Below are 23,354 nucleotides of genomic sequence, written 5' to 3'. Positions count from 1 at the left end.
GCGTCGCGTGCCGTTACAGCCGTATCCGGCCGAATAGCTGGATGCGTACGGTCCGCAAGCACTCACGATACGTGCCGGAGGCAACCCGCAAAGAGGGGATGCCAGATATCACGCCGAACAACGGCCGCCGGGCACCGCCCGGCGGTTCGTCACTTCTTCGGCGTGAAGGAGTCCGTCAGCGCCTTCCAGGTTCCCTGCCGCAGGTCGCTGCCCCACGCGGCGGACTTCGCCGTGTACATGAGCGCGTACCCGAGCGAGTCGTTCACGACGAATCCGCGGTCGATCGTGCGGTACGCCGTCCCGCCGTCCGTGTAGGTGAACTCCCAGTCGGCCGTGTTCCAGCCGCGGTAGTCCACCTTCGCTATCCGGACCTTCGCGTACTGCGAGCGCGCCATGCCGCGCTCCTGGTTCTTCCAGTCGGCGACGGGGTCGTCCTTGGGCGTGGTCGTCCAGGCGACGAGCAGCTTCTGCCCGTCGGGCCCGGTGAAGCGGTCGCCCGCCGAGTCCGAGGACTTGTAGCGCCACCCCGCGGGCAGCCCGATCGAGTAGCCCTGTCCGCTCTTGTACGTCGTCACAGCGGCTCCGGCGCCCGCGGAACCGGACGCGTCGGCTCCGGCGCCCCCGGCCGCGGCGGTGTTGCTGGACGGGGAACCGTCCGACCCGGCGCCCGTCGACGCGGCGGGCTGCGAGGACGACCCGTCGGTGCGGGTCCCGGTGTCCTCGTCCTCCTTGGTGTCGGCGCTCACGCTGCCGCTCGCCACCGCACGGGACCCACCGTCGTTCCCGGAGCCGCCGGCCGTGTCGTCGCCGCCCCCGAGGGTGATGGCCAGGACGGTGCCGAGCACCGCGAGCACCACGACCACGGCGATGATCACCAGGGTCCGCCTGGGCACCACGTCGGTCAGCGGCGCCCTGGGCACGGGCCGCGGCGGCAGGTCCGGCGGCGTCATCACGGGCCACCCGGAACTGCGCCCGGCGCTCCCGCCGTTGCTCCCCGCAGCGGTACCGGCGGCCGCCCCCGTGCCGGGCCTCGCGGCGGCACCGGAGTCCGAGCCGGAGCGGGCCGCCGGGACGGACGCGGAGCGCGCCGCCGAAGGCGCCGGGGAGGGAGAGGACGAAGCCGTCCCCGACACGGGACCGGCGGCCGGGCCGCCGGTCGACGCCGGGGCTCCTGCCGGACCGGTGGCCGGCCGCGCGGGCGGGGCCACCGGCGCGGCGGACGCGGCGGCCGGTGAAGCGGCCGTCCCGGTCCCCCGTCCGGCTCCGCCCTCCCGTACGCCGTTCCTGCGTGTCCCGGCGGCGTTCGCGGAACCGGAGGAACCGGAAGCGCCGGTGCCGTTCGACGACTTGGCGCGGGCCGCGGCCGCCGAGGTCGCGGCGCCCGCCGCGACGGCGGCCTTGCGCACGGACCGGAAGGCGCCGCGCAGCTTCTCGCCCGCCTCCGCGCCCGCCGAACTCCCCCTGCCGTCCGAGGAGTCCGGAAGCACGGGCAGCGGCACGACCTTCGTCGCGTCCGCCGGTTCGGCGTGCCGCGGCTCCGGCGCGTGGAGCACCGCGTTGAGCATGGCCCGGGCGCCGGCGTCGTCGAGGCGCCGTGCCGGGTCCTTGGTGAGCAGGCCGTAGATGACGTCCCTGAGCGGACCCGCGTTCTTCGGCTCCTCCAGCTGCTCGGTCATCACCGCGGTGAGCGTGGCGATCGCCGAGCCCTTGTCGTAGGGGGGCGAACCCTCGACGGACGCGTACAGCAGCCCTCCGAGCGACCACAGGTCGGCCGCCGGGCCGGGCTTGTGCCCGCGGGCCCGCTCCGGGGAGATGTACGAGGGCGCGCCGACGAGCATGCCCGTGGAGGTGATCGACGGGTCGCCCTCGACCTGGGCGATGCCGAAGTCGGTCAGCACGACCCGGCCGTCCTCGGCGATCAGCACGTTGGACGGCTTCACGTCACGGTGCAGGATGCCCTCGCGGTGCGCCGAACGCAGCACGTCGAGGATGGCCAGTCCGACCTCCGCCGCGCGCTTCGGTTCCAGCACGCCGTCCTCGCGGATGACCTCGGCGAGCGACTTGCCCTCGACGAGCTCCATCACGATCCACGGCCGGTCGTCCTCCTCGACCACGTCGAAGACCGTCACCGCGCTGTTGTTGCGGATCCGCGCGATGGCCTTGGCCTCGCGCAGCGTCCGGGTGATCAGCCGCCGCTTCTCGTCCTCGTCGATGTTCCCCGGGAACCGCAGCTCCTTGACGGCGACCGTGCGTCCGAGGGTTTCGTCCTCGGCGCGCCACACCGTCCCCATGCCGCCGCGGCCGAGTACGTCTCCCAGCCGGTACCGCCCGGCGAGGAGACGTGCGCTCTTGTCCTGACGGGATGCTCCCGCCCGCTCCGCCTCCGACATGCGTCCCCTCATGCAACCCGCCCTGACAGAGCCTTCATTGTCCCTCACCCGACAAGTGCCCGACGCCCAGGGTGCCCCTCGTCCGCTCCCGGTCTCGCCCAGGAGGGGAGCATTCCGGCCAGAAGGTGCAGCGCGCTCCGGCCAGGGGGCCCCGTCCGTCCCTTACGGGAGGCGGGTACCCGGCCTGACGGGGCCTGACCGGACCTGGACGACGAAGATGCCGGCGGGCGACGGACCCGACCCGAACCGAGGTCGGACGAGGCGAGGTGAGGTGAAGTCAGGTCAGGTCAGGTCAGGTCACGTCCGGTCAGTTCGGATCGAGTCGGGTCACGTCACGTCACGTCACGCCGGCCGAGGTCGATTCACAGGGGCACGATGTCGGGGGCGCCCAGCCGGGCCGCGTCGGCCGTCAGGTCGTCGGGCTGGCGCTGGGACTCCCGCTCGGCCTCCACCCGCTTCTCGTAGTGCTGGACCTCGCGTTCGATGTGGTCCTTGTCCCAGCCGAGGACCGACGCCATCAACTCGGCCGCCTCACGGGCGCTGCGCGTGCCGCGGTCGAAGGTCTCGATGGAGATGCGGGTGCGGCGGGTCAGGACGTCGTCCAGGTGCCGCGCGCCCTCGTGCGAGGCGGCGTAGACGATCTCGGCGCGCAGATAGTCGTCGGCGAACTGGAGCGGCTCGCCCAGCGAGGGGTCCTCCGCGACGAGGTCGAGCACCTCCTCCGCCATCGCCCCGAAACGGTTCAGCAGGTGCTCCACCCGCACCACGTGCAGTCCGGTCCGCGCGGCGATCCTGGCCCGCGCGTTCCACAGCGCCCGGTAGCCCTCGGCTCCGATCAGCGGCACGTCCTCGGTGACGCAGTCGGCGACCCGCTGGTCGAGGCCGCGCACCGCCTCGTCGACCGCGTCCTTGGCCATGACCCGGTACGTCGTGTACTTGCCGCCCGCGACGACCACGAGCCCCGGCACCGGATGGGCGACGGTGTGCTCCCTCGACAGCTTGCTGGTGGCGTCGGACTCCCCGGCCAGCAGCGGGCGCAGCCCGGCGTAGACACCCTCGACGTCGTCGCGGGTCAGCGGCACCCTGAGCACCGAGTTCACATGCTCCAGCACGTAGTCGATGTCCGCGCTGGAGGCCGCCGGGTGGGCCTTGTCGAGGTCCCAGTCGGTGTCGGTGGTGCCGACGATCCAGTGCCTGCCCCAGGGGATGACGAACAGCACGGACTTCTCGGTGCGCAGGATGAGCCCGGTGCTGGAGCTGATCCGGTCCCTGGGCACGACGAGGTGGACGCCCTTGGAGGCGCGGACGTGGAACTGACCGCGCTCGCCCACCATCGCCTGCGTGTCGTCGGTCCACACGCCCGTCGCGTTGACGACCTGCCGGGCGCGGACCTCGTACTCCCCGCCGCCCTCGACGTCCTGGACCCGGGCTCCGACCACGCGCTCGCCCTCGCGCAGGAAGCCGGTCACCCGCGCACGGTTGGCCGCCTTCGCCCCGTAGGCCACGGCCGTGCGCACGAGGGTGGCGACGAAGCGGGCGTCGTCCATCTGGGCGTCGTAGTACTGAAGGGCTCCGACCAGCGCGTCCTTCCTCAAGGCGGGTGCGACGCGCAGGGCGTGACTCCTGGTCAGGTGCCGGTGGATCGGCAGGCCCCGGCCGTGCCCGCGGGCCATGGACATCGCGTCGTAGAGCGCGACGCCCGAGCCGGCGTACAGCCGTTCCCAGCCCTTGTGCTGGAGGGGGTACAGGAAAGGCACCGGCTTCACGAGATGCGGGGCGAGCCGCTCCAGCAGCAGTCCGCGCTCCTTCAGCGCCTCGCGCACGAGGGCGAAGTCGAGCATCTCCAGGTAGCGCAGTCCACCGTGGATCAACTTGCTGGACCTGCTCGACGTGCCCGAAGCCCAGTCGCGCGCCTCGACCAGCCCCGTGGACAGACCGCGCGTCACGGCGTCCAGGGCGGTGCCCGCGCCCACCACACCGGCTCCCACCACCAGCACGTCGAGTTCACGCTCGGCCATGGCTGCCAGTGACTCGGCTCGCTGCGCCGGCCCCAGTGTCGCTGTCCTCACCGCTGCCTCCCGCTGTAGATCGCGCCGGCCGCACCCTCAGGGCGAGAGCCGGTTCGTTTCCCCCATGCCCAGATTCTGACCGCGTTGCCCGACTTCAGCCACCACGCACCCCCAGCCTGTGGACAACTCTCGCGGAACCCGAACGGGCGTTCCGGAGAATTCCGCCGGTTCCGGCCCGGTCCGGCGCCGCCCCGAGGCGGCCGACCGACACGACCCGGCCAACACAGTCGATCAATCCCGCATAACGGTCATATTTACTCCTAGTCTGACATTGCGCTCGTCCACTCTGTCCACAGGGCTTGCGCACCTGTCCCACCTCGGTTACTGGGAAGGACGGCATACGCCATGCCCGCAGATCTCGCCGTCATCGGACTCGGCCCGTTCGGCCTGCCCCTGGCCCAGGCCGCCGTGGCCGCGGGAATCCCCACCCTCGGCTACCGCACGGGCCCCGAGGCCGGGTCCCTCAGCCCCGCCGAACTGCGCAGGATGCTCTCGGGAGGCTTCCGGCCCGCCACCAACCCCGCCGAACTGGGCCGGGTGCGCACCGCGGTCATCTGCGCCCCCACCCCGCGCGACGCGGACGGCGGACTGGACCTGAGCCAGCTGGAGACGGCCGCCCGCACCCTCGCCGGGCACCTGCGTCCGCACACCACCGTGATCCTCGAGTCACCCGTGTACCCCGGGGCCACGGAGGAATTCCTGCGGCCGCTGCTGGAGGAGACCTCGGGCCTGCGCGCGGGTCGCGACTTCCACCTCGCCTACTCCCCCAGCCGCGTCGACCCCGGCGGCCGGGTCTTCAACCCGGCCAACACCCCGAAGGTGATCGGCGGCCTCACCCCGGCCTGCACCGAGTCCGCCGCCGCCTTCTACGGCCGTCTCACCGACAAGGTGGTCCGCGCGCGTGGCCTGCGCGAGGCCGAGACCGTGCAGCTGCTGGAGACCAACTTCCGGCACGTCAACATCGCCCTCGTCAACGAGATGGCCGTCCTCTGCCACGACCTGGGCGTCGACCTGTGGGACGTCGTGCGCTGCGCCGAGACCAAGCCCTTCGGCTTCGAGGCGTTCCGCCCCGGCCCCGGCGTCGGCGGCCACTCCGTCCCCCTGGACCGCACCGGCCGCACCGGCAGCCCGCTGCGCATGGTCGAGCTGGCCCAGCAGGTCAACGGCCGCATGCCCCGCTACGTCGTCCAGCGCGCCGCCGCCCTCCTCAACGAGCACGGCAAGTCGGCGCGGGGCGCGCGCGTGCTGCTGCTGGGCGTCACCTACAAGCCCGACCTCGCCGACCAGCAGAACACGCCCGCACGCGAGATCGCGATCCGCCTGATGGAGCTCGGCGCCGCCGTCAGCTACAACGACCCGCACGTCCCGTCCTGGAGCGTCCTGGACCGTCCCGTGCCGCGCGCCGACTCCCTCTACGAGGCCGCCGCCGACGCCGACCTGACGATCCTCCTCCAGCAGCACCGCACCTACGACCTCCAGGGCCTGTCCGTGAAGGCACAGCTCCTGCTGGACACACGCGGAGCCACCCCCACGGGGGCGGCGCACCGGTTGTGAACCAGGGCGCACACGGCCGCCCCGGGCTCCGGGGGCTGGTGGCGTGCGCCACGGCCCGCCGGTAACGTACGGAACAGGCGGAGCCCACCGCAGCGGGATCTGCGGCAGGCTCCAGGATGGATCACGGAGTGTCCGCCCCTAGTTGGTCTTGGGGCGGCCGCTCACCATCCGAAAACAGGCGGAGCCCACCGCAGCGGTCACTGCGGCAGGCTCCAGGATGGATCACGGAGTGTCCGCCCCTAGTGTGTGTGGGGGCGGCCGCTCACCATCCGAAAAGACGCAAGATCCACCTCCTCCGGCACTGCACCGTCCGAAGACGGAGTCGGTCCCAGCGGGTGGGCTTGCGGTGACGTCCCACGGGCGCCCCCTTCCACGACGCCGCCATGACCCGGTGAACGGCACGTTCAGGAACTCGGGCCGGGCCCCGAGGGCCGGGGTCCGGAACCATGTCCTGGGAAGGGGGCACCCCACACAACTGGGGCGCCGACCCGGACGCTATCGCCCGCGACCCCCCTGACCAGCCCGGTTCCGCCCTGAACGCAACCGCGCGCCCCCGTCCCGCGCCATCCGCCCCGGTGCACGCGGGCACGGGAAGGAGACATGCGAAAGGGGCCGGCCACCTCACCCGAGTGAGTTGACCGGCCCCTGCCGATGTCCTGCGGAGAAGCGCCTACCGTCGGTGCACCGAGTCCGCGACCGTCACCTCGACGCGCTGGAACTCCTTCAGCTCGCTGTAGCCGGTGGTGGCCATGGCGCGGCGCAGGGCGCCGAAGAGGTTCATCGAGCCGTCGGGCGTGTGCGACGGGCCCGTGAGGACCTCCTCGATGGTGCCGACCGTGCCGAGGTCGACCTTCTGCCCGCGCGGCAGCTCCTCGTTGACGGCCTCCATGCCCCAGTGGTGGCCACGGCCCGGCGCGTCGGTCGCGCGCGCGAGCGGGGAGCCCATCATCACCGAGTCGGCACCACAGGCGATCGCCTTGGCCAGGTCGCCGGACCAGCCGACCCCGCCGTCCGCGATGACGTGCACGTAGCGGCCGCCGGACTCGTCCATGTAGTCGCGGCGGGCCGCCGCGACGTCGGCGACGGCGGTCGCCATCGGGACCTGGATGCCCAGCACGTTGCGGGTGGTGTGCGCCGCGCCGCCGCCGAAGCCGACCAGGACGCCCGCCGCGCCCGTGCGCATCAGGTGCAGGGCAGCCGTGTAGGTGGCGCAGCCGCCGACGATCACCGGGACGTCGAGCTCGTAGATGAACTGCTTCAGGTTCAGCGGCTCGTGCGAACCGGAGACGTGCTCCGCCGACACGGTCGTGCCGCGGATGACGAAGATGTCCACGCCGGCGTCCACGACGGCCTTGGAGAACTGGGCCGTGCGCTGCGGGGAGAGCGCGGCGGCGGTGACCACGCCCGAGTCGCGCACCTCCTTGATGCGCTGCCCGATCAGCTCCTCCTTGATGGGGGCCGCGTAGATCTCCTGGAGGCGGCGGGTCGCGGTCTCCGCGTCCAGCTCGACGATCTCGTCGAGCAGCGGCTGCGGGTCCTCGTGCCGGGTCCACAGGCCCTCGAGGTTGAGGACGCCGAGGCCGCCCAGCTCGCCGATGCGGATGGCGGTGGCCGGGGAGACGACCGAGTCCATGGGGGCGGCCAGGAAGGGCAGCTCGAAGCGGTAGGCGTCGATCTGCCAGGCGATCGAGACCTCCTTCGGGTCCCGCGTACGGCGGCTGGGGACGACGGCGATGTCGTCGAAGGCGTACGCCCGGCGGCCGCGCTTGCCGCGCCCGATCTCGATCTCAGTCACGTGTGTGGCCTTTCCCTGATGCGTTGCAGCGTCTTCCAGTATCGCCGACGGGCACGACGAGGGCGGCCCCGGAGTCTCCCGGGGCCGCCCTCGGTACGCCCTGCGGACGCCTCACGCGCGCGTGGGGCTCACTTGCGGCTGTAGTTCGGCGCCTCGACCGTCATCTGGATGTCGTGCGGGTGGCTCTCCTTGAGGCCCGCGGACGTGATCCGCACGAAGCGGCCGTTGTCCTGGAGCTCGGGCACGGTGCGGCCGCCGACGTAGAACATCGACTGGCGCAGACCGCCGACCAGCTGGTGGACGACGGAGGACAGCGGGCCGCGGTAGGGCACCTGGCCCTCGATGCCCTCGGGGATCAGCTGCTCGTCGGAGGCGACGCCCTCCTGGAAGTAGCGGTCCTTCGAGAACGACTTGCGCTCGCCGCGGGTCTGCATGGCGCCCAGGGAACCCATGCCGCGGTACGACTTGAACTGCTTGCCGTTGATGAACAGCAGCTCGCCCGGCGACTCCTCGCAGCCCGCGAGGAGCGAGCCGAGCATCACCGTGTCGGCGCCGGCGACCAGGGCCTTGGCGATGTCCCCGGAGTACTGGAGGCCACCGTCGCCGATGACCGGGACACCGGCCTCCTTGGCGGCGAGCGCGGCCTCGTAGATGGCGGTGACCTGCGGGACGCCGATGCCGGCGACGACGCGGGTCGTGCAGATGGAGCCCGGGCCGACACCGACCTTGATGGCGTCGGCGCCCGCGTCCACGAGGGACTGGGCGCCGTCACGGGTGGCGATGTTGCCGCCGATGACGTCCACGCGCGTGTGGTTCGACTTGATCTTGGCGATCATGTCGCCGACCAGGCGCGAGTGGCCGTGGGCGGTGTCCACGACGATGAAGTCGACACCGCGCTCGATCAGCGCCTGGGCCCGCTCGAAGGAGTCACCGGCGACGCCGACCGCGGCGCCGACCAGGAGACGGCCCTCGGAGTCCTTCGCAGCGTTCGGGTACTTCTCCGCCTTGACGAAGTCCTTGACGGTGATGAGGCCCTTGAGGACGCCCTCGTCGTCGACCAGCGGCAGCTTCTCGATCTTGTGCTTGCGCAGCAGTTCCATGGCGTCGACGCCGGAGATGCCGACCTTGCCGGTGACCAGCGGCATCGGCGTCATGACCTCGTGGACCCGGCGCGTGCGGTCGGTCTCGAAGGCGATGTCGCGGTTGGTGACGATGCCCAGCAGCCGCTTGTTGCCGTCGGTGACCGGGACGCCGCTGATGCGGAACTTGCCGCACAGCGCGTCGGCCTCGGCGAGCGTGGCCTCCGGGTGGATGGTGATCGGGTCGGTCACCATGCCGGACTCGGACCGCTTGACCAGGTCGACCTGGTTGGCCTGGTCCTCGATGGACAGGTTGCGGTGCAGAACACCGACGCCGCCCTGGCGGGCCATCGCGATCGCCATGCGCGATTCGGTGACCTTGTCCATGGCGGCGGACAGGAGCGGGATGTTCACCCGCACGTTCCGGGAGACGTACGAGGCGGTGTCGATCTCGTCGGGAGCCATGTCCGACGGGCCCGGCAGCAGCAGCACGTCGTCGTAGGTGAGCCCGAGTGTCGCGAATTTTCCGGGCACTCCGTCGACGTTGGCAGTCATGACACCTTCCCCAAATGGCCTTGATCGGTGCGGATGTCCATGCTAACGGGAAGCGCACCCCTCGAATTCCACGCATTCCACGGTCGGACGGGACTCCCGGCTTCGTATGTTCGTACGGGAACGGTCGGCGCCCTGTTCACCGGCGCCTGTTCCCGGGGGGCCGGCTACTGCTCGGCGAGCGCCCGCAGTCTGCTCAGCGCACGGTGCTGGGCGACCCGGACGGCCCCGGGTGACATTCCCAACATCTGGCCGGTCTCCTCGGCGGTGAGGCCCACGGCGATGCGCAGCAGGAGCAGCTCCCGCTGGTTCTCGGGCAGGTTGGCCAGCAGTTTCTTCGCCCACTCGGCATCGCTGCTGAGCAGGGCGCGTTCCTCGGGGCCGAGCGAGTCGTCGGGCCGTTCGGGCATCTCGTCGGACGGGACCGCCGTCGAGCCGGGGTGGCGCATCGCGGCGCGTTGCAGGTCGGCGACCTTGTGCGCGGCGATGGCGAAGACGAAGGCCTCGAAGGGCCTGCCGGTGTCCCGGTAGCGCGGCAGGGCGAGCAGGACCGCCACGCAGACCTCCTGCGCGAGGTCCTCCACGAAATGGCGCGCGTCACCGGGCAGACGGGACAGACGGGTGCGGCAGTAGCGCAGCGCCAGGGGGTGGACGTGGGCCAGCAGGTCGTGCGTGGCCTGCTCGTCGCCGTCCACGGCGCGATGGACGAGAGCCCCGATCGTCCCCACGGCAGTGACCGCCTCGTCGTCGCGCATCGGTCCATGGTGCCCTGCGGCCGGAGCGGTCGAGGCACCGTGCCCGTCGTTGTGCACCGAAGCGTTATGAGCAGGTGCGCCGGAACTCATCCCCTGCGCCCTCCCGTCCCGCTCGACCGACTCGTCCCCGAGGAACTCCACACCTCAAGGATGCGGCATCCGCGGCGAAACGAGCAGCGGGCACCTCGTACGAGCCGGTGGCACCCCCGCCCGCCGGACCGCGGCGGAGATCTTCGCCAGGCCCGCGGACCGCGCCTGAGCAGGGAGGTTCGCTCATGACCCCGCTCCCCTCAGTGAATGACGGATGTCACCCGAACCCGGTCCGGATCCGTCGGACGGCCCAGGACCCGCCCCCCTCCGGACCGGTCACGGACCGGGACCGCAGGGACGGGCAGGCGGGGACGGGCAGCCGGGGGCGCCTCCTAACGGACGAGTCCCCAGCGGAAACCGAGCGCCACGGCGTGCGCGCGGTCCGAGGCGCCGAGCTTCTTGAACAGCCGCCGGGCGTGCGTCTTGACGGTGTCCTCCGAGAGGAACAGCTCGCGGCCGATCTCCGCGTTGGAGCGGCCGTGGCTCATGCCTTCGAGGACCTGGATCTCCCGCGCGGTGAGCGTGGGCGCCGCGCCCATCTCGGCCGAACGGAGCCGGCGCGGGGCGAGCCGCCAGGTGGGGTCGGCGAGCGCCTGCGTGACGGTCGCGCGCAGCTCCGCGCGCGAGGCGTCCTTGTGCAGGTACCCGCGGGCGCCGGCGGCCACCGCGAGGGCGACGCCGTCGAGGTCCTCGGCGACGGTCAGCATGATGATGCGGGCCCCGGGATCGGCGGACAGCAGCCGCCGTACGGTCTCGACGCCGCCCAGTCCGGGCATGCGTACGTCCATCAGAATCAGGTCCGAGCGGTCGGCACCCCAGCGGCGGAGGACTTCCTCGCCGTTGGCCGCCGTCGTCACGCGCTCGACACCGGGCACGGTCGCGACCGCACGGCGGAGCGCCTCTCGGGCAAGCGGGGAGTCGTCGCAGACGAGGACGGATGTCATGGCCGCCCTCCGCAGCTGATGCGCGTCACCTTGTGCCTCCAGGCTGTTACGAATCGTCACCTGTGCGGTCGACCGTCTCGGACGCATGCCCGAGCGTTTGTGTTTTCAACCGCCACCGCCTTCTCAACGACGGTCACCCGAAAGAGTTACGGGGCTGCATGCATTCTTCGGCACTCTACGTGAGGGGGCGGATACGGAGGCGGCAACCACACGGACCCTCAAGCTTTCATCACAACCGATGCCCCAGATGGCTCCATTTCTTCCCTTTTGCTGGTGTCTGAGGCTAGATTCGCAATGAGTCATATTTTCATCTCCTTAGATCGTAGTTGTACGGTCTTGGGCACCGTAGGGCACCGTATCCGCTCTGAACGGCTACAAGGGGTCACGTAATGGCAGATTTCTCCCGCCTTCCCGGACCGAACGCGGACCTGTGGGACTGGCAGCTGCTGGCTGCCTGCCGCGGAGTGGACAGTTCGCTCTTCTTCCATCCGGAGGGTGAGCGCGGGGCGGCTCGGAGCGCTCGAGAGAACTCGGCCAAGGAGGTCTGCATGAGGTGCCCGGTCCGCGCGCAGTGCGCCGCGCACGCGCTGGCCGTACGCGAGCCGTACGGCGTGTGGGGCGGGTTGACCGAGGACGAGCGTGAGGAGCTCATGGGCCGGGCGCGCAACCGCCTGGTGTCGGCGTCGTCGGGCGCCGGGGACCCCGCGTCGAACACATGAAGGAACGTTTCTTCGAATCTCTGTGAGGCCCCGGTCCCGGTGAACGGCGGGTACGCACACGCGTACCCGCCGTTCGCAGGTCCGCGCCGCCGGGCCGGCCGGGCCGGGCGGGTCCGGCCGCCTCGGGCCGCCGGACGGGCTCAGACGATCCGGGCCGCCGCCCGGGCGAGCTGGTCGAGGGTGGCCGAAACGGCCGGGACCTGCGCCAGATCGGGCAGGGTGAGCGCGACGATCTCCCGCCGCACCGCCGGTTCCAGCGTCACCGCGCGGGCGCCCCGCGGACGGACGGACTCGATCGCGAGCTGGGGCAGGACGGCGACGCCGAGACCGGCGCCCACCAGACCGACCACCGCCGGGTAGTCGTCGGTCGCGAAGTCGATCCGGGGGGTGAAGCCCGCGCTCTCGCAGACCTGGACCAGCTGGCCCCGGCAGCGCGGACAGCCGGCGATCCACGGCTCGCCCGCGAGATCCCCGATGGCGAGCGCTCCCGACGCGCCCGTGCGCGCGAGGCGGTGCCGTTCGGGGACGAGGGCGACGAGCCGGTCCGTCAGCAGCGGCCGCACGACCAGGTCGTCCCACTCGCCCTCACCGCCCTGCCCGGCACCCCCGGCGCCCCCGGCGCCCCCGGCGCGTTCGTAACGGAAGGCGAGGGCGATGTCGCAGTCGCCCTCGCGGAGCAGCTCGACGGACCGCGGCGGCTCGGCCTCCTCCAGGGAGACCCGGGTGCCGGGGTGCGCGGCGCGCAGGGCGGCCAGCGCGGTGGGGACGAGGGTGGAGCTGCCGCTGGGGAAGGACACCAGCCGGACCCGGCCGGCGCGCAGCCCGGCGATGGCGGCGACCTCCTCCTCGGCGGCGGTCAGTCCGGACAGGATGCCGGCCGCGTGCCGCACGAGCGCCTCGCCCGCCTGGGTCAGACGCATCTCGCGCCCGCTGCGGACCAGCAGGGGCGTGCCGACGGACGACTCGAGGGCCTTCATCTGCTGGCTGACGGCCGGCTGGGTGCAGCCCAGCTCGCGCCCGGCCGCCGAGAAGGAGCCGGTGGCGGCCACGGCACGCAGGACACGGAGATGACGGGCCTCGATCATCCCCCGATCATAAGTGAGCCTTGGACCGGTGGGCGAATATCACGTCGACACTTTGATGCGGGTGCTCGTAGTGTGCGTCCATGAGGCTTCTGTCTGTGAACCTGGGCCGTCCGAAGGCCGTGCCGTACACCGATCAGCCGCAGGGACTGACCGGTATCGACAAGCGACCGGTCGAGGGACCCGTGCGGATCGCCGCCCCCGGCCCCAAGGGGGTCGGAGCGAGCGGACTGGCCGGGGACACCGTGTGCGACCTGCGCCACCACGGCGGGGACGACCAGGCGGTGTACGCCGTCGCCCGTGAGGACCTCGACGACTGGGAGCGCGAGCTGGGGCGTTCCCTGGCGGACGGCTCGTTCGGCGAGAACCTCACCACCACCGGGCTCGACGTCTCCGGCGCGCTGATCGGCGAGCACTGGCGCGTCGGACCCGACGTCGTGCTGGAGGTGACCTCCGGGCGGATACCGTGCCTCACCTTCCAGGGACACCTCGGCGAGAAGCGGTGGGTGCGGCGGTTCACCGAGAAGGCGGCCACGGGAGCGTATCTGCGGGTCGTCGTGCCGGGCGAGGTCCGCGCGGGGGATCCGGTGACGGTCGTCCACCGGCCGGACCACGAGGTGACGGCGCGGATGGAGTTCCGGGCCGTCACCACGCACCGGGAACTGCTGCCCCGGCTGCTCGCCGCGGGCGACGCCCTGCACCCGGAGGCGCTGGCGAAGGCCCGCGCGTACCTGGAGAAGTACGGGGCGGCGGCCGACGAGGAGCGGAGCGGGACGGCCGCGGGATGAGCGGGCGCCCGGGGGGCGTGGCACGGGGGCGGGGGTGCGCGGGCGTGCACACCGGGCCTTCACCTTCGGGAGGCCGGGTGCAGGGAACGGACGCCCGCACTCCAGGTCACTAACCTTGCGCCATGACAACGGCTCTGATTACGGGTTCGACCGCGGGCATCGGCGCCGCGTTCGCGCGCAGACTGGCGGCGGACGGGCACGACCTCGTCCTCGTGGCACGGGACACCAAGCGGCTGCGTGAGCAGGCGACCGAGTTGCACGACCGGCACGGCATCGAGGCGGAGGTGCTCACCGCCGACCTCGCCACGGACGAGGGCATCGAGGCGGTGGCCGCCCGGCTCGGCAACCGCAAGAACCCCGTCGACCTGCTGGTCAACAACGCCGGCTTCGGCAACAAGGGCCGCTACCTCGACGTGTCCATGGCCGACGAGCTGAAGATGCTCAAGGTGCACTGCGAGGCCGTGCTGCGGCTGACGTCCGCGGCGACCGCGGCGATGCGCGAGCGCGGCCGCGGGGGCGTCGTCAACGTCGCCTCGGTGGCGGCCTTCGTGCCGCGCGGGACGTACGGGGCGTCCAAGGCGTGGGTCGTGCAGTTCACGCAGGGCGCGGCGAAGGACCTGGCGGGCAGCGGTGTGCGGCTCATGGCCCTGTGCCCGGGGTTCGTGCGCACGGAGTTCCACGAGCGGGCGGGGATGGGCACGGACAACATCCCCGGCTGGATGTGGCTGGACGCGGACAAGCTGGTGGCGGCGGCGCTGCACGACCTGGCGCGCGGGAAGTCGCTGTCGGTCCCCGACCCCCGTTACAAGGCCCTGATGGGACTGGTGAAGGTGACGCCCCGCTCGCTGCTGGGCGGTATCAGCTCGCGGACGGGCCGCAAGTACGGGCCGCAGTGAGCGGCTCCGCGGTGGACGGGTGACGTCGGCGCTCCGGTGGGAAAATGGGCGTGACGAGGACCGGACCCAGGGGGGCCGGAGGCGGCGTCATGACGTTCGTACAGCTCATCGACTGCAGAACCAGCCGGTTCGACGAGATGGACCGGCTGATGGACACATGGGTCGAACAGACCAGGGGCAAGCGGACCGCGACGCACGCGGTGGTCGGCAAGGACCGCTCCGACGCGTCGCACTTCGTCGAGATCGTGGAGTTCCCGTCGTACGAGGAGGCGATGCGGAACTCGAACCTTCCCGAGACGGACAAGATCTTCCAGGAACTGGTGGCTCTCTGCGACGAGTTGCCGACCTTCACGGATCTCGACGTCGTACGGGACGACCAGTTGTACGCCGGGACGGCACGGCGGTTCTTCGAGGCGATCGGCGCGCCGGGTGAACTGCCGCCGCTGGACGGCCTGGTGGCCGAGGAGTACCACGACCACGACCCCGCCAACGAGCAGGACACCGTGGGGATGGACGCGATGCGCCGGGAGATCGGGATGTGGCGCGGCGGCTTCGACTTCGCCTTCTCGCTCGACGACCAGATCGAACAGGGCGACCGCGTGTGCAACCGGTGGACGTGGAGCGGCACCCACAAGGGCGACTTCATGGGGATCCCGGCCACCGGGAAACGGGTCTCCATGACCGGGACGACCGTCTTCAGGTGCAGGGAGGACGGGAAGATCGCCGAAGCCTGGTGGCAGTACGACCGGCTGGGGCTGATGGAACAGCTGGGGGCGCTGGACGCGCTGGAGCAGTAGCCCGCGGCGGTGGAACAGGGCGGACCGGGCGGTGGAACCGGGGGGACAGGACCGGGGCGGGGAGAACGCCGAGGCCCGGCACCCCTTGTCTTCAAGGGTGCCGGGCCTCGGTACTGCCGTGTGTCCTACCGACGCGCTGCGTCAGTGGGCGTGGCCGTGGCCGTGGCCCGCGGCGGCCGGCTCTTCCTCTTCCTTCTTCTCGACGACCAGGGTCTCGGTCGTCAGCAGGAGGGAGGCGATGGAGGCGGCGTTCTCCAGGGCGGAGCGGGTGACCTTGACCGGGTCGATGACGCCGGCCTTGACCAGGTCGCCGTACTCGCCGGTCGCGGCGTTGAAGCCCTGGCCCTTGTCGAGCTCGGCGACCTTGGAGGTGATGACGTAGCCCTCGAGGCCCGCGTTCTCGGCGATCCAGCGCAGCGGCTCGACGACGGCGCGGCGGACCACGGCGACACCGGTGGCCTCGTCGCCGGTCTTGCCCAGGCCGTCCTCCAGCACCTTGGCGGCGTGCACCAGGGCGGAGCCACCACCGGAGACGATGCCCTCCTCGACCGCGGCGCGGGTCGCGGAGATGGCGTCCTCCAGACGGTGCTTCTTCTCCTTCAGCTCCACCTCGGTGGCGGCGCCGACCTTGATCACGCACACGCCGCCGGCCAGCTTCGCGAGGCGCTCCTGGAGCTTCTCGCGGTCCCAGTCGGAGTCGGTGTTCTCGATCTCGGCCTTGATCTGGCCGACGCGGCCCTGGACCTCGGAGGAGTCGCCGGCGCCGTCGACGACCGTGGTGTCGTCCTTGGTGACGGTGACGCGGCGGGCGGAGCCGAGCACGTCGACGCCGACCTGGTCGAGCTTGAGGCCGACCTCCTCGGAGATGACGGTGGCGCCGGTGAGGACGGCCAGGTCCTGGAGCATCGCCTTGCGGCGGTCACCGAAGCCGGGGGCCTTGACGGCGACCGCGTTGAACGTGCCGCGGATCTTGTTCACGACCAGGGTCGACAGGGCCTCGCCCTCGACGTCCTCGGCGATGATCAGCAGCGGGCGGGAGGAGTTGGTCTGGATGACCTTCTCCAGCAGCGGCAGCAGGTCGGCGATGGAGGAGACCTTGCCCTGGTTGATGAGGATGTAGGGGTCCTCGAGGACGGCCTCCATGCGCTCCTGGTCCGTCACGAAGTACGGCGACAGGTAACCCTTGTCGAAGGCCATGCCCTCGGTGAAGTCCAGCTCCAGACCGAAGGTGTTGGACTCCTCGACGGTGATGACACCGTCCTTGCCGACCTTGTCCATCGCCTCGGCGATGAGCTCGCCGACCTGCTGGTCCTGGGCGGACAGCGCGGCGACGGCGGCGATGTCGGACTTCTCGTCGATCGGGCGGGCGGTGGCCAGCAGATCGTCGGAGACGGCCTTGACGGCGGCGTCGATGCCCTTCTTCAGGGCGGCCGGGGAGGCACCCGCGGCGACGTTCTTCAGGCCCTCGCGGACCAGCGCCTGGGCGAGCACGGTGGCGGTGGTCGTACCGTCGCCCGCGATGTCGTTGGTCTTGGTCGCCACCTCCTTCACCAGCTGCGCGCCGAGGTTCTCGTACGGGTCGTCGAGCTCGACCTCACGGGCGATCGTGACACCGTCGTTGGTGATGGTGGGGGCGCCGAACTTCTTGTCGATGACGACGTTGCGGCCCTTGGGGCCGATCGTCACCTTGACCGTGTCGGCAAGCTTGTTGACGCCGCGCTCGAGGGCGCGACGGGCGTCCTCGTCGAACTTCAGGATCTTCGCCATGGGAGCGGTTCAGCCCTCTCGGAAAAAGTGGGAGAAACGAACTGCGCCCCCGGCACCCGGCTTCACAAACACGCGGGGCCAGGAGCGCAGTTCACTGCAAAACTGGGTGAATTACTTCTCGATGATCGCGAGCACGTCGCGAGCCGAGAGGACGAGGTACTCCTCGCCGTTGTACTTCACCTCGGTGCCGCCGTACTTGCTGTACAGGACGACGTCGCCGACCTTGACGTCGAGCGGCAGGCGCTCGCCGTTCTCGAAGCGACCCGGGCCCACGGCGAGGACGGCGCCCTCCTGGGGCTTCTCCTTCGCGGTGTCCGGGATGACCAGGCCAGAGGCGGTGGTCTGCTCGGCGTCGAGCGGCTGGACCACGATGCGGTCCTCGAGCGGCTTGATGGCAACCTTGGAGCTGGTGGTCGTCACGATCCGACCTCCCCCTTCGGAGATCTCACGGGGCTAACTGTCTGAGGTGGCGACCAGGTGGATCCGTCGTCGCGGGTGCCGGACCTGCCCGTCGCTGTTGGCACTCTCCAGGGGGGAGTGCCAGAAGCGAGACTATGACCGCGATTAGCACTCGGTCAAGCGGAGTGCCAATGCTCGTGGCGCGTCGGCGGGATTTCGGCCCTGGACGGGCCTCGTCCCCGAGCGCCGGACGGGCCGAAAACACTCGTCAGACGTAGTTCTCCAGGCGGGCCACCGTCAGGTGCTGTCGCTGGATCTGGCGCAGGAGGCGGGTCGTGCGTTCCCGCAGGCCCGGGCCGGTCGACTCGTCCGGGGCCACCGCGACGACGTCGCCGGGGCGCAGGTGGCGGGGACCGTGGGTGTAGGTGAGGCCGGCCGGGCCCATCGCGGCGCGCCACAGGACGACGGCCGCGATGCCGCAGTCGGCGGCGGCCCGGCGGGTGGTGGCGTCGTAGGCGCCGTGGGGCGGGCGCAGGAGACGGGGGCGCAGGCCGAACCGGGCGCGGAGCTTGTCCTGCTGGCCGCAGATCTCGGCGCGCTGTCCGGCGTACGGCAGACCGCGCAGGACCGGGTGGTCCAGCGTGTGGTTCTGGATGCCGGCGCCGACCGACCGCAGGCGGGCGAAGTGGGCGTAGCCCGGGCCCACCACGCTGTCGGTGAGGAACAGGCTCACCGGGAGGCGCAGTTCGCGGACCATGTCGACGAAACGGGGGTCGCGCTCGGCGCCGTCGTCGTAGGTGAGGAAGACGACCCGGTCGGCGGTCGGCACGTGGTCGACGACCGGCGGGACGGCCGCGCCGGGGCTGCCCGCCAGGGAGCGCGCGGGAGCGGCGGGCGCCGGGGCCAGCGGAGCCGTCAGGCCCCAGCGGCGGTAGGCCTGTTCCGCGGCAGGGCCGTGCGGGCGGACCCGGGCGGCCGCCTTCTTGCCCAGCCGTTCGATGGGGTCGACGGACTGGGCGCAGCCCGGCAGGGCGACCAGGGCGGCCAGGGTCATGAGCATCGCGAGGAGCAGGCGGGCGACCGGCAGCCCCCGCACCGTGGGCCGGGCGCTCACAGGTAGTCCTCCAACCGGGCCACCGCGTAGCCCTTCGCCGTGACCTTGTCCATGAAGCGGCGGACCATGTCGGGCATCGTGCCCTTCCAGTCGCCGCGGCCGCGGAAGTGGCTCAGGACGATGTCGCCGGGGTGCAGGTCCCGGTCCTCCTCGCGGTACTCCCAGTGGTCGACGAAGACCTCCTCGTCCCACAGCGGGGCGTAGCGCACCCCGCAGGTCTTCGCGGCCCGCAGGGTGTCGCGGTCGTAGTTGCCGTACGGCGGCCGGAAGAGGGTGGGGCGCTTGCCGTAGCGCTCCTCGATCACGTCCTGCATGCCGCAGATCTCCCGCTTCTGGCGGGCGTAGGAGAGGGCGGGCAGGTAGGGGTGGTGGAGCGTGTGGTTGTTCAGGCCCACGCCCAGGTCCTGAAGCTTCTTGAAGTAGCCGTAGTCGTCCTTGACCAGGTAGTCGCTGAGGAAGGCGGTGTAGGGGATCTTCAGCTCGTTCATCATGCGCAGGAACGCCGGGTCCTTCTCGGCGCCGTCGTCGATGGTGAGGAAGACGACCTTGTCCTCGGTCGGGACGCCGGTGAAGACCGGCGGGAGACCGAGCTCCTCGTGACCGTCGACCTCGAAGCCCTTGCGGGTGGTGATCTCCGGCTTGTGCGCGGGCGGCGCCGGGGGCGTCAGCGGGACCTGCCCGAGGCCCCAGCGCCTGGCCGCGGCGACGCGGGCCCGGTGCGCGGCGCGGAGCCGGCCGGCGTAGCCGTGCAGGGCGCGGGCGGGCGGCGCCTCGGGGGGTGCCGCCTTCGCGGGCTGCTGGCCCGGCGCGGGGCGGGCCGCGCGGCCGGGACCCTCACCGCCTCCCGAGCAGCCCGACGCGAGGACGGCCAGCGCGAGGACGACGAACACGCTCCGGATCCCCGCACGCCCGCCCGCGCGCCGGATGCCGCTGAGCGCGCGCCGGCGCGGCAGGTGAGAACAGCCGCGCTTGTCATCATCTTGTACGACAGGTCCCATGGCGCCGGATCCTCGCAGCCACCGCCCCGGAACCCGGACCGACACCTCCGCCGGCCGCGCACCATCCACCGACTGGCCCACAGCGGGGCGCCGGCGGTCCGCCGGGCCGACCGACGCCCCGACCGGCCGACCGGGGCCCGGGTCCGCGGGGGCGGGCGGCACCCCCGGGTCCGCGAGGGCGGGCGGCACCCCCAGGTCCGCGGGGGTGGGGCGCGGGCCCGACAATGAGGGGGTGACCGTCCTCGCTCCGCTGCTCACCCCCGAGGGCCGCGCCCTCCTCGAAGCGGTGCGCGGCACCGCTCCCGCCGACGAACTCGCCGTCGCCACCCGGCTGCGCCGCGAGCACCCCACCGAGCTGGTGTCCGCCGCCATCGGCCAGGCCCGGCTGCGGCAGCGGGCCGCGGTGAAGTTCGGGGCCGCGGACGCGGAACGCATGTTCTTCACGCCGAACGGGGTGGAGCAGTCGACGCGCGCGAGTGTCGCCGGGCACCGGGCCGAGCGGATGAAGGCGCTCGGCGTGACCTCGGTCGCCGACCTGTGCTGCGGGATCGGCGGTGACGCGATCGCGCTCGCCCGGGCCGGGATCCGGGTGCTGGCCGTCGACCGGGACCCGGCAACGGCGGAGGTGGCGCGCGCGAACGCCGAGGCGCTCGGGCTGAGCGCCCTGATCGAGGTGCGGGAGGCGGACGTCACGGAGGTGGACACCGGCGGCTACGACGCCGTGTTCGTCGATCCGGCCCGCCGGGGAGGCCGCGGTCGCATCTTCGACCCCGAGGCCTACTCCCCTCCCCTGTCCTGGGCGGTCGGCGCCGCTCTCGCCGCCCCGCGCGCCGCCCTGAAGATCGCACCCGGTGTGCCGCACGAGGCGATCCCCGCCGAGGCGGAGGCCGAGTGGATCTCCGACGGCGGGGACGTGAAGGAGGCGGTGCTGTGGTTCGGGACCGAGCCGGGGGCCGTGCGGGCCACCCTGCTGCCCGGGCCGCGGACGCTGCTCGGCCGCGGACTGCCCGACCCGCACGTGCGGCCCGTCGGGCGGTACCTGTACGAGCCGGACGGGGCCGTCATCCGGGCGCATCTGGTCGCCGACGTGGCCGAGGAACTGGACGGCGGGCTGATCGACGAGACGATCGCCTACGTCACCGCGGACACCCTGCGCCCCACGCCGTACGCGACGGCCTACGAGATCACCGACCGGCTGCCCTTCAACGTGAAGAGGCTGAAGTCCCTGCTGCGCGAGCGCGGGGTCGGGATCCTGACCGTGAAGAAGCGCGGGTCCGCGGTGGAGCCGGAGGAGCTGCGCAAAAAGGTGCTCCCCAAGGGTCACGGGCCGCACTCGGCGACCGTCTTCCTGACCCGGGTGGCGGGGGCGCCGACGATGCTCGTCGGCGCCCCCGCCGGGCAGGCGGTTACTGCCGGTGGAGCGTCTTGAGCGGTGCCAGGTTCGGCTGGGCGCCGACCCGCTCGGGACGCGTGGCGCCCGGGGCGCCGCCGTCGGTGCCCGCGGCGAGAGCCCGCGCCGACGTCGCCGCCGGGACGAGGCCGTTGTAGTACGGGCGGTACGTGAAGTACGCGCTGCCCGCGCTCATCGAGGTGCCCGCGGTGTTCAGCTCCGCCTGGGCGAGCGAGCCGGTGCCGCCGAACCCGACCATGGAGTTGACGCTGGCGGTCTCGCGCACGAGGTAGTTGTTCACCTCGGGCGACAGGGTGGTGGCGCTGCTGCTCCACAGGAGGGGGCCGAAGACGTTCATCGCCGCGGCGCCCGAGACTCCGTCGCGCCAGGCGCCGGAGTAGGCGAGGCCGGTCATGTTCGGCGCGGTCCACCAGAACATGGCGATGGCCACCGAGAGGGAGCCGTCCGTGGTCCCCGAGATCGGGTAGTACGAGTACGTGGACGGCCACCGGGAGAAGGCGGTGTGGGTCAGCGCGTAGCTCGCCGCCGAACCGACCGGGATGATCATGGTCTTGTCGGGGTTGAGGCTGTTCAGGTACGCCTGCACCGACGCGGTCAGCTTGTTGCCGTTGGTGAGGACGATCCCGGCCGCGCTGGCGGAGCCGTCGGAGCCGGCCGCGGCCGCCGCCGAGAGCGCCGCGCGGTACTCGGTGCCGCCGGCCAGGAAGACGTACTTGGGGGCGGAGGTGATGGTCCTGCTCACCATCACCGACGTCGCGTAGCGGTCCGCGCCGGTCAGCCGCACGGGGACGTACCCGAGCGCCTTCACCTGGGCGGCGACCGTGTTGTCCAGGACGGACGCGCTGCCGGTCAGGTAGACGGGCTTGCCCGGCGCCAGGATCCGCTTCAGCTCGTTCTTCGTCGTCGACGAGAGCCCGGTCTTCTGGGTCATCAGCACCGGGCCCTCCTTCCGGCCTGCCAGGGCGGGGGCGGTGACGGCGTACGCCGGGTCGTCCTGGTTGACCAGCACCGCGGACTTGGCGTTCATCAGCCCGGGCTCACTGCGGCCGAGGGTGTTCCAGGTCCAGCGCGACGAGGCGGTCGCGGTGAGGTAGGCGTTGGCGCCCCAGACGCGGCCCGTGCTGTTCTGCCGCAGCGGCTGCCAGCTGGGGTTGCCGACGTGCGTGCCCTGCGTGGCGTCCGTGACCGCGGTCAGCTCGCCGGTCGTCGCGTCGGCGTACTCGACGGTGTGCACGTCGTCGCTGTTCGGCGAGGTGTGGGCGTCGAAGATGATCCGCTTGCCGGTGGGCGACCAGGACGGCGAGGCGAACCGGCGCGGGCCAGTGGTGAGCTGCTTGACGTCGGTGCCGTCGGCCTTCGCCGTGAAGATCTGGGGGTTGCCGTCGGTGTCCTTGCGGACGAACGCCAGCTTGGTGCCGTCCGGGGACCAGGCGGGCTGCTCGGCGTCGGCCAGGGCGAGCCTGACCGTCCGCGCGCCGCTGTCGTAGAGGTACACGCCGGCGGCGGCGGAGCAGCTTCCGGCGCGGCGCTCGAAGGCGACCAGGCCGTTGACGTTCACGCTCGGCCCGGAGTCGCAGACGGTGGCCGGCTCCAGGTTCGCCGGGAGCAGCGGACCGGGCGCCCACGAGGCGTCGGAGGGACCGTAGGCGAGCTGGCCGCCGCTGGCGAAGACGACGTAGCGGCCGCCGTTCCAGAAGGTCAGGTCCTCGTACGGGGCGCTGGAGCGCAGGCCCTCGGCCCACGGCAGGGTGATCTTCTTGGTGCCGTTGGGCAGCACGCTGGAGATCTGGCCGGAGACGCTGAGCACGCGGCTGCCGTCGGGCGCCCAGGTGGCGTAGCTCCCCACGTTGGGGATGGTGCTCGTCTTTCCGGTGACGGGGTCGATGACCAGACCCCCGTCGTTGAGGATCTTGCCCTCGGTGCCCGGCCAGGGCCCGGCGTCGTCGGCGACGGCACCGGGTGCCGCGGCCAGGGTGCCCGCGGCGGCGAGTGCCACCGCGGTGGCGAGCGCCGCGGCGCGGCGGCGCGTGAACATTCTCAAGTTGTCGACCCCCGGGGATCACGTGATGTCGCGATGATGTCGGTGGAGCCGCGCTGCGGGCCCGGTCGGCGCCGTCCCCCGTCGCCTGACCGTCGGCCGCACAGATGTTTCACA

18 protein-coding genes are annotated in these 23,354 nt (G+C 72.0%); 6 read left to right on the top strand and 12 right to left on the bottom strand.

The genetic code is table 11. The annotated features are described in order from the left end of the window. Positions 1–149 precede the first annotated feature (149 nt). Both Saso_RS22325 and Saso_RS22320 read right to left on the bottom strand, forming a co-directional pair. Positions 150–2,390 carry a serine/threonine-protein kinase gene (locus Saso_RS22325; RefSeq protein ID WP_189925161.1) on the bottom strand — a complete coding sequence of 747 codons (2,241 nt, stop codon included), beginning with the start codon at positions 2,388–2,390 and terminating at the stop codon, positions 150–152. A gap of 362 nt (positions 2,391–2,752) precedes the next feature. Beyond that, positions 2,753–4,459, bottom strand: coding sequence for a glycerol-3-phosphate dehydrogenase/oxidase (locus Saso_RS22320; RefSeq protein WP_189925163.1), 1,707 nt, complete (start codon positions 4,457–4,459; stop codon positions 2,753–2,755). A 345-nt stretch (positions 4,460–4,804) separates the two neighbouring features. On the opposite strand from Saso_RS22320, the gene Saso_RS22315 reads away from it, so the two are divergent. Next, positions 4,805–6,013 carry a nucleotide sugar dehydrogenase gene (locus tag Saso_RS22315; RefSeq protein WP_189925165.1) on the top strand — a complete coding sequence of 403 codons (1,209 nt, stop codon included), beginning with the start codon at positions 4,805–4,807 and terminating at the stop codon, positions 6,011–6,013. A 670-nt stretch (positions 6,014–6,683) separates the two neighbouring features. On the opposite strand, the gene Saso_RS22310 is transcribed toward Saso_RS22315, so the two are convergent. From Saso_RS22310 to Saso_RS22295, 4 genes are all read right to left on the bottom strand, one after another. Beyond that, the gene (locus tag Saso_RS22310; RefSeq protein WP_020132149.1) at positions 6,684–7,808 is read right to left on the bottom strand and encodes a GuaB3 family IMP dehydrogenase-related protein; all 1,125 of its coding nucleotides are present in this window, start codon (positions 7,806–7,808) and stop codon (positions 6,684–6,686) included. 128 nt (positions 7,809–7,936) lie between these two features. Further along, positions 7,937–9,442: an IMP dehydrogenase gene (guaB, locus tag Saso_RS22305; protein ID WP_189925167.1), complete on the bottom strand. Its 1,506-nt coding sequence runs from the start codon at positions 9,440–9,442 to the stop codon at positions 7,937–7,939. Positions 9,443–9,606: 164 nt separating this feature from the next. Beyond that, complete coding sequence (locus tag Saso_RS22300) at positions 9,607–10,194, bottom strand: sigma-70 family RNA polymerase sigma factor (protein ID WP_189718553.1); 588 nt, start codon at positions 10,192–10,194, stop codon at positions 9,607–9,609. Positions 10,195–10,616: 422 nt separating this feature from the next. After that, on the bottom strand, positions 10,617–11,228 hold the full coding sequence (locus Saso_RS22295; RefSeq protein WP_003948568.1) for a response regulator transcription factor: 612 nt from the start codon (positions 11,226–11,228) through the stop codon (positions 10,617–10,619). A 389-nt stretch (positions 11,229–11,617) separates the two neighbouring features. Here Saso_RS22295 and Saso_RS22290 point away from each other — a divergent pair, with 389 nt between their 5' ends. Next, entirely contained in the window at positions 11,618–11,947 is a 330-nt protein-coding gene (locus Saso_RS22290) for a WhiB family transcriptional regulator (protein ID WP_189925169.1), read from the top strand. A 140-nt stretch (positions 11,948–12,087) separates the two neighbouring features. Here Saso_RS22290 and Saso_RS22285 read toward each other — a convergent pair whose 3' ends face one another. Continuing rightward, positions 12,088–13,032 carry a LysR family transcriptional regulator gene (locus Saso_RS22285; RefSeq protein WP_189925171.1) on the bottom strand — a complete coding sequence of 315 codons (945 nt, stop codon included), beginning with the start codon at positions 13,030–13,032 and terminating at the stop codon, positions 12,088–12,090. An 80-nt stretch (positions 13,033–13,112) separates the two neighbouring features. Here Saso_RS22285 and Saso_RS22280 point away from each other — a divergent pair, with 80 nt between their 5' ends. From Saso_RS22280 to Saso_RS22270, 3 genes are all read left to right on the top strand, one after another. Continuing rightward, positions 13,113–13,817 carry an MOSC domain-containing protein gene (locus Saso_RS22280; protein WP_189925173.1) on the top strand — a complete coding sequence of 235 codons (705 nt, stop codon included), beginning with the start codon at positions 13,113–13,115 and terminating at the stop codon, positions 13,815–13,817. A 122-nt stretch (positions 13,818–13,939) separates the two neighbouring features. Continuing rightward, entirely contained in the window at positions 13,940–14,713 is a 774-nt protein-coding gene (locus Saso_RS22275) for an SDR family NAD(P)-dependent oxidoreductase (protein WP_189925174.1), read from the top strand. Between the two features lie 89 nt (positions 14,714–14,802). After that, the gene (locus Saso_RS22270) at positions 14,803–15,510 is read left to right on the top strand and encodes an ester cyclase (RefSeq protein WP_189925177.1); all 708 of its coding nucleotides are present in this window, start codon (positions 14,803–14,805) and stop codon (positions 15,508–15,510) included. 141 nt (positions 15,511–15,651) lie between these two features. On the opposite strand, the gene groL is transcribed toward Saso_RS22270, so the two are convergent. From groL to Saso_RS22250, 4 genes are all read right to left on the bottom strand, one after another. Further along, on the bottom strand, positions 15,652–17,277 hold the full coding sequence (gene groL, locus Saso_RS22265; protein WP_189925178.1) for a chaperonin GroEL: 1,626 nt from the start codon (positions 17,275–17,277) through the stop codon (positions 15,652–15,654). A 111-nt stretch (positions 17,278–17,388) separates the two neighbouring features. Beyond that, entirely contained in the window at positions 17,389–17,697 is a 309-nt protein-coding gene (gene groES, locus Saso_RS22260; RefSeq protein WP_020132158.1) for a co-chaperone GroES, read from the bottom strand. Positions 17,698–17,944: 247 nt separating this feature from the next. After that, positions 17,945–18,736, bottom strand: a complete 792-nt coding sequence (locus tag Saso_RS22255; RefSeq protein ID WP_189925550.1) for a polysaccharide deacetylase family protein — start codon at positions 18,734–18,736, stop codon at positions 17,945–17,947. Positions 18,737–18,786: 50 nt separating this feature from the next. After that, positions 18,787–19,788: a polysaccharide deacetylase family protein gene (locus Saso_RS22250; protein ID WP_189925180.1), complete on the bottom strand. Its 1,002-nt coding sequence runs from the start codon at positions 19,786–19,788 to the stop codon at positions 18,787–18,789. A 232-nt stretch (positions 19,789–20,020) separates the two neighbouring features. Here Saso_RS22250 and Saso_RS22245 point away from each other — a divergent pair, with 232 nt between their 5' ends. After that, positions 20,021–21,217: a THUMP-like domain-containing protein gene (locus tag Saso_RS22245; protein WP_189925182.1), complete on the top strand. Its 1,197-nt coding sequence runs from the start codon at positions 20,021–20,023 to the stop codon at positions 21,215–21,217. Here the strand turns inward: Saso_RS22245 and Saso_RS22240 are convergent. Beyond that, positions 21,195–23,234, bottom strand: coding sequence for a cell wall-binding repeat-containing protein (locus tag Saso_RS22240; protein WP_189925184.1), 2,040 nt, complete (start codon positions 23,232–23,234; stop codon positions 21,195–21,197). The two genes, Saso_RS22245 and Saso_RS22240, sit on opposite strands and share 23 nt — an antisense overlap. Between the last annotated feature and the right edge of the window lie 120 nt (positions 23,235–23,354).

The organism is Streptomyces asoensis (genome assembly GCF_016860545.1).
Classification (GTDB): Bacteria; Actinomycetota; Actinomycetes; order Streptomycetales; family Streptomycetaceae; genus Streptomyces; species Streptomyces asoensis.
The sequence above is the reverse complement of the archived record's forward strand: the minus strand, read 5'-3'. Positions and strand labels throughout refer to the sequence as shown.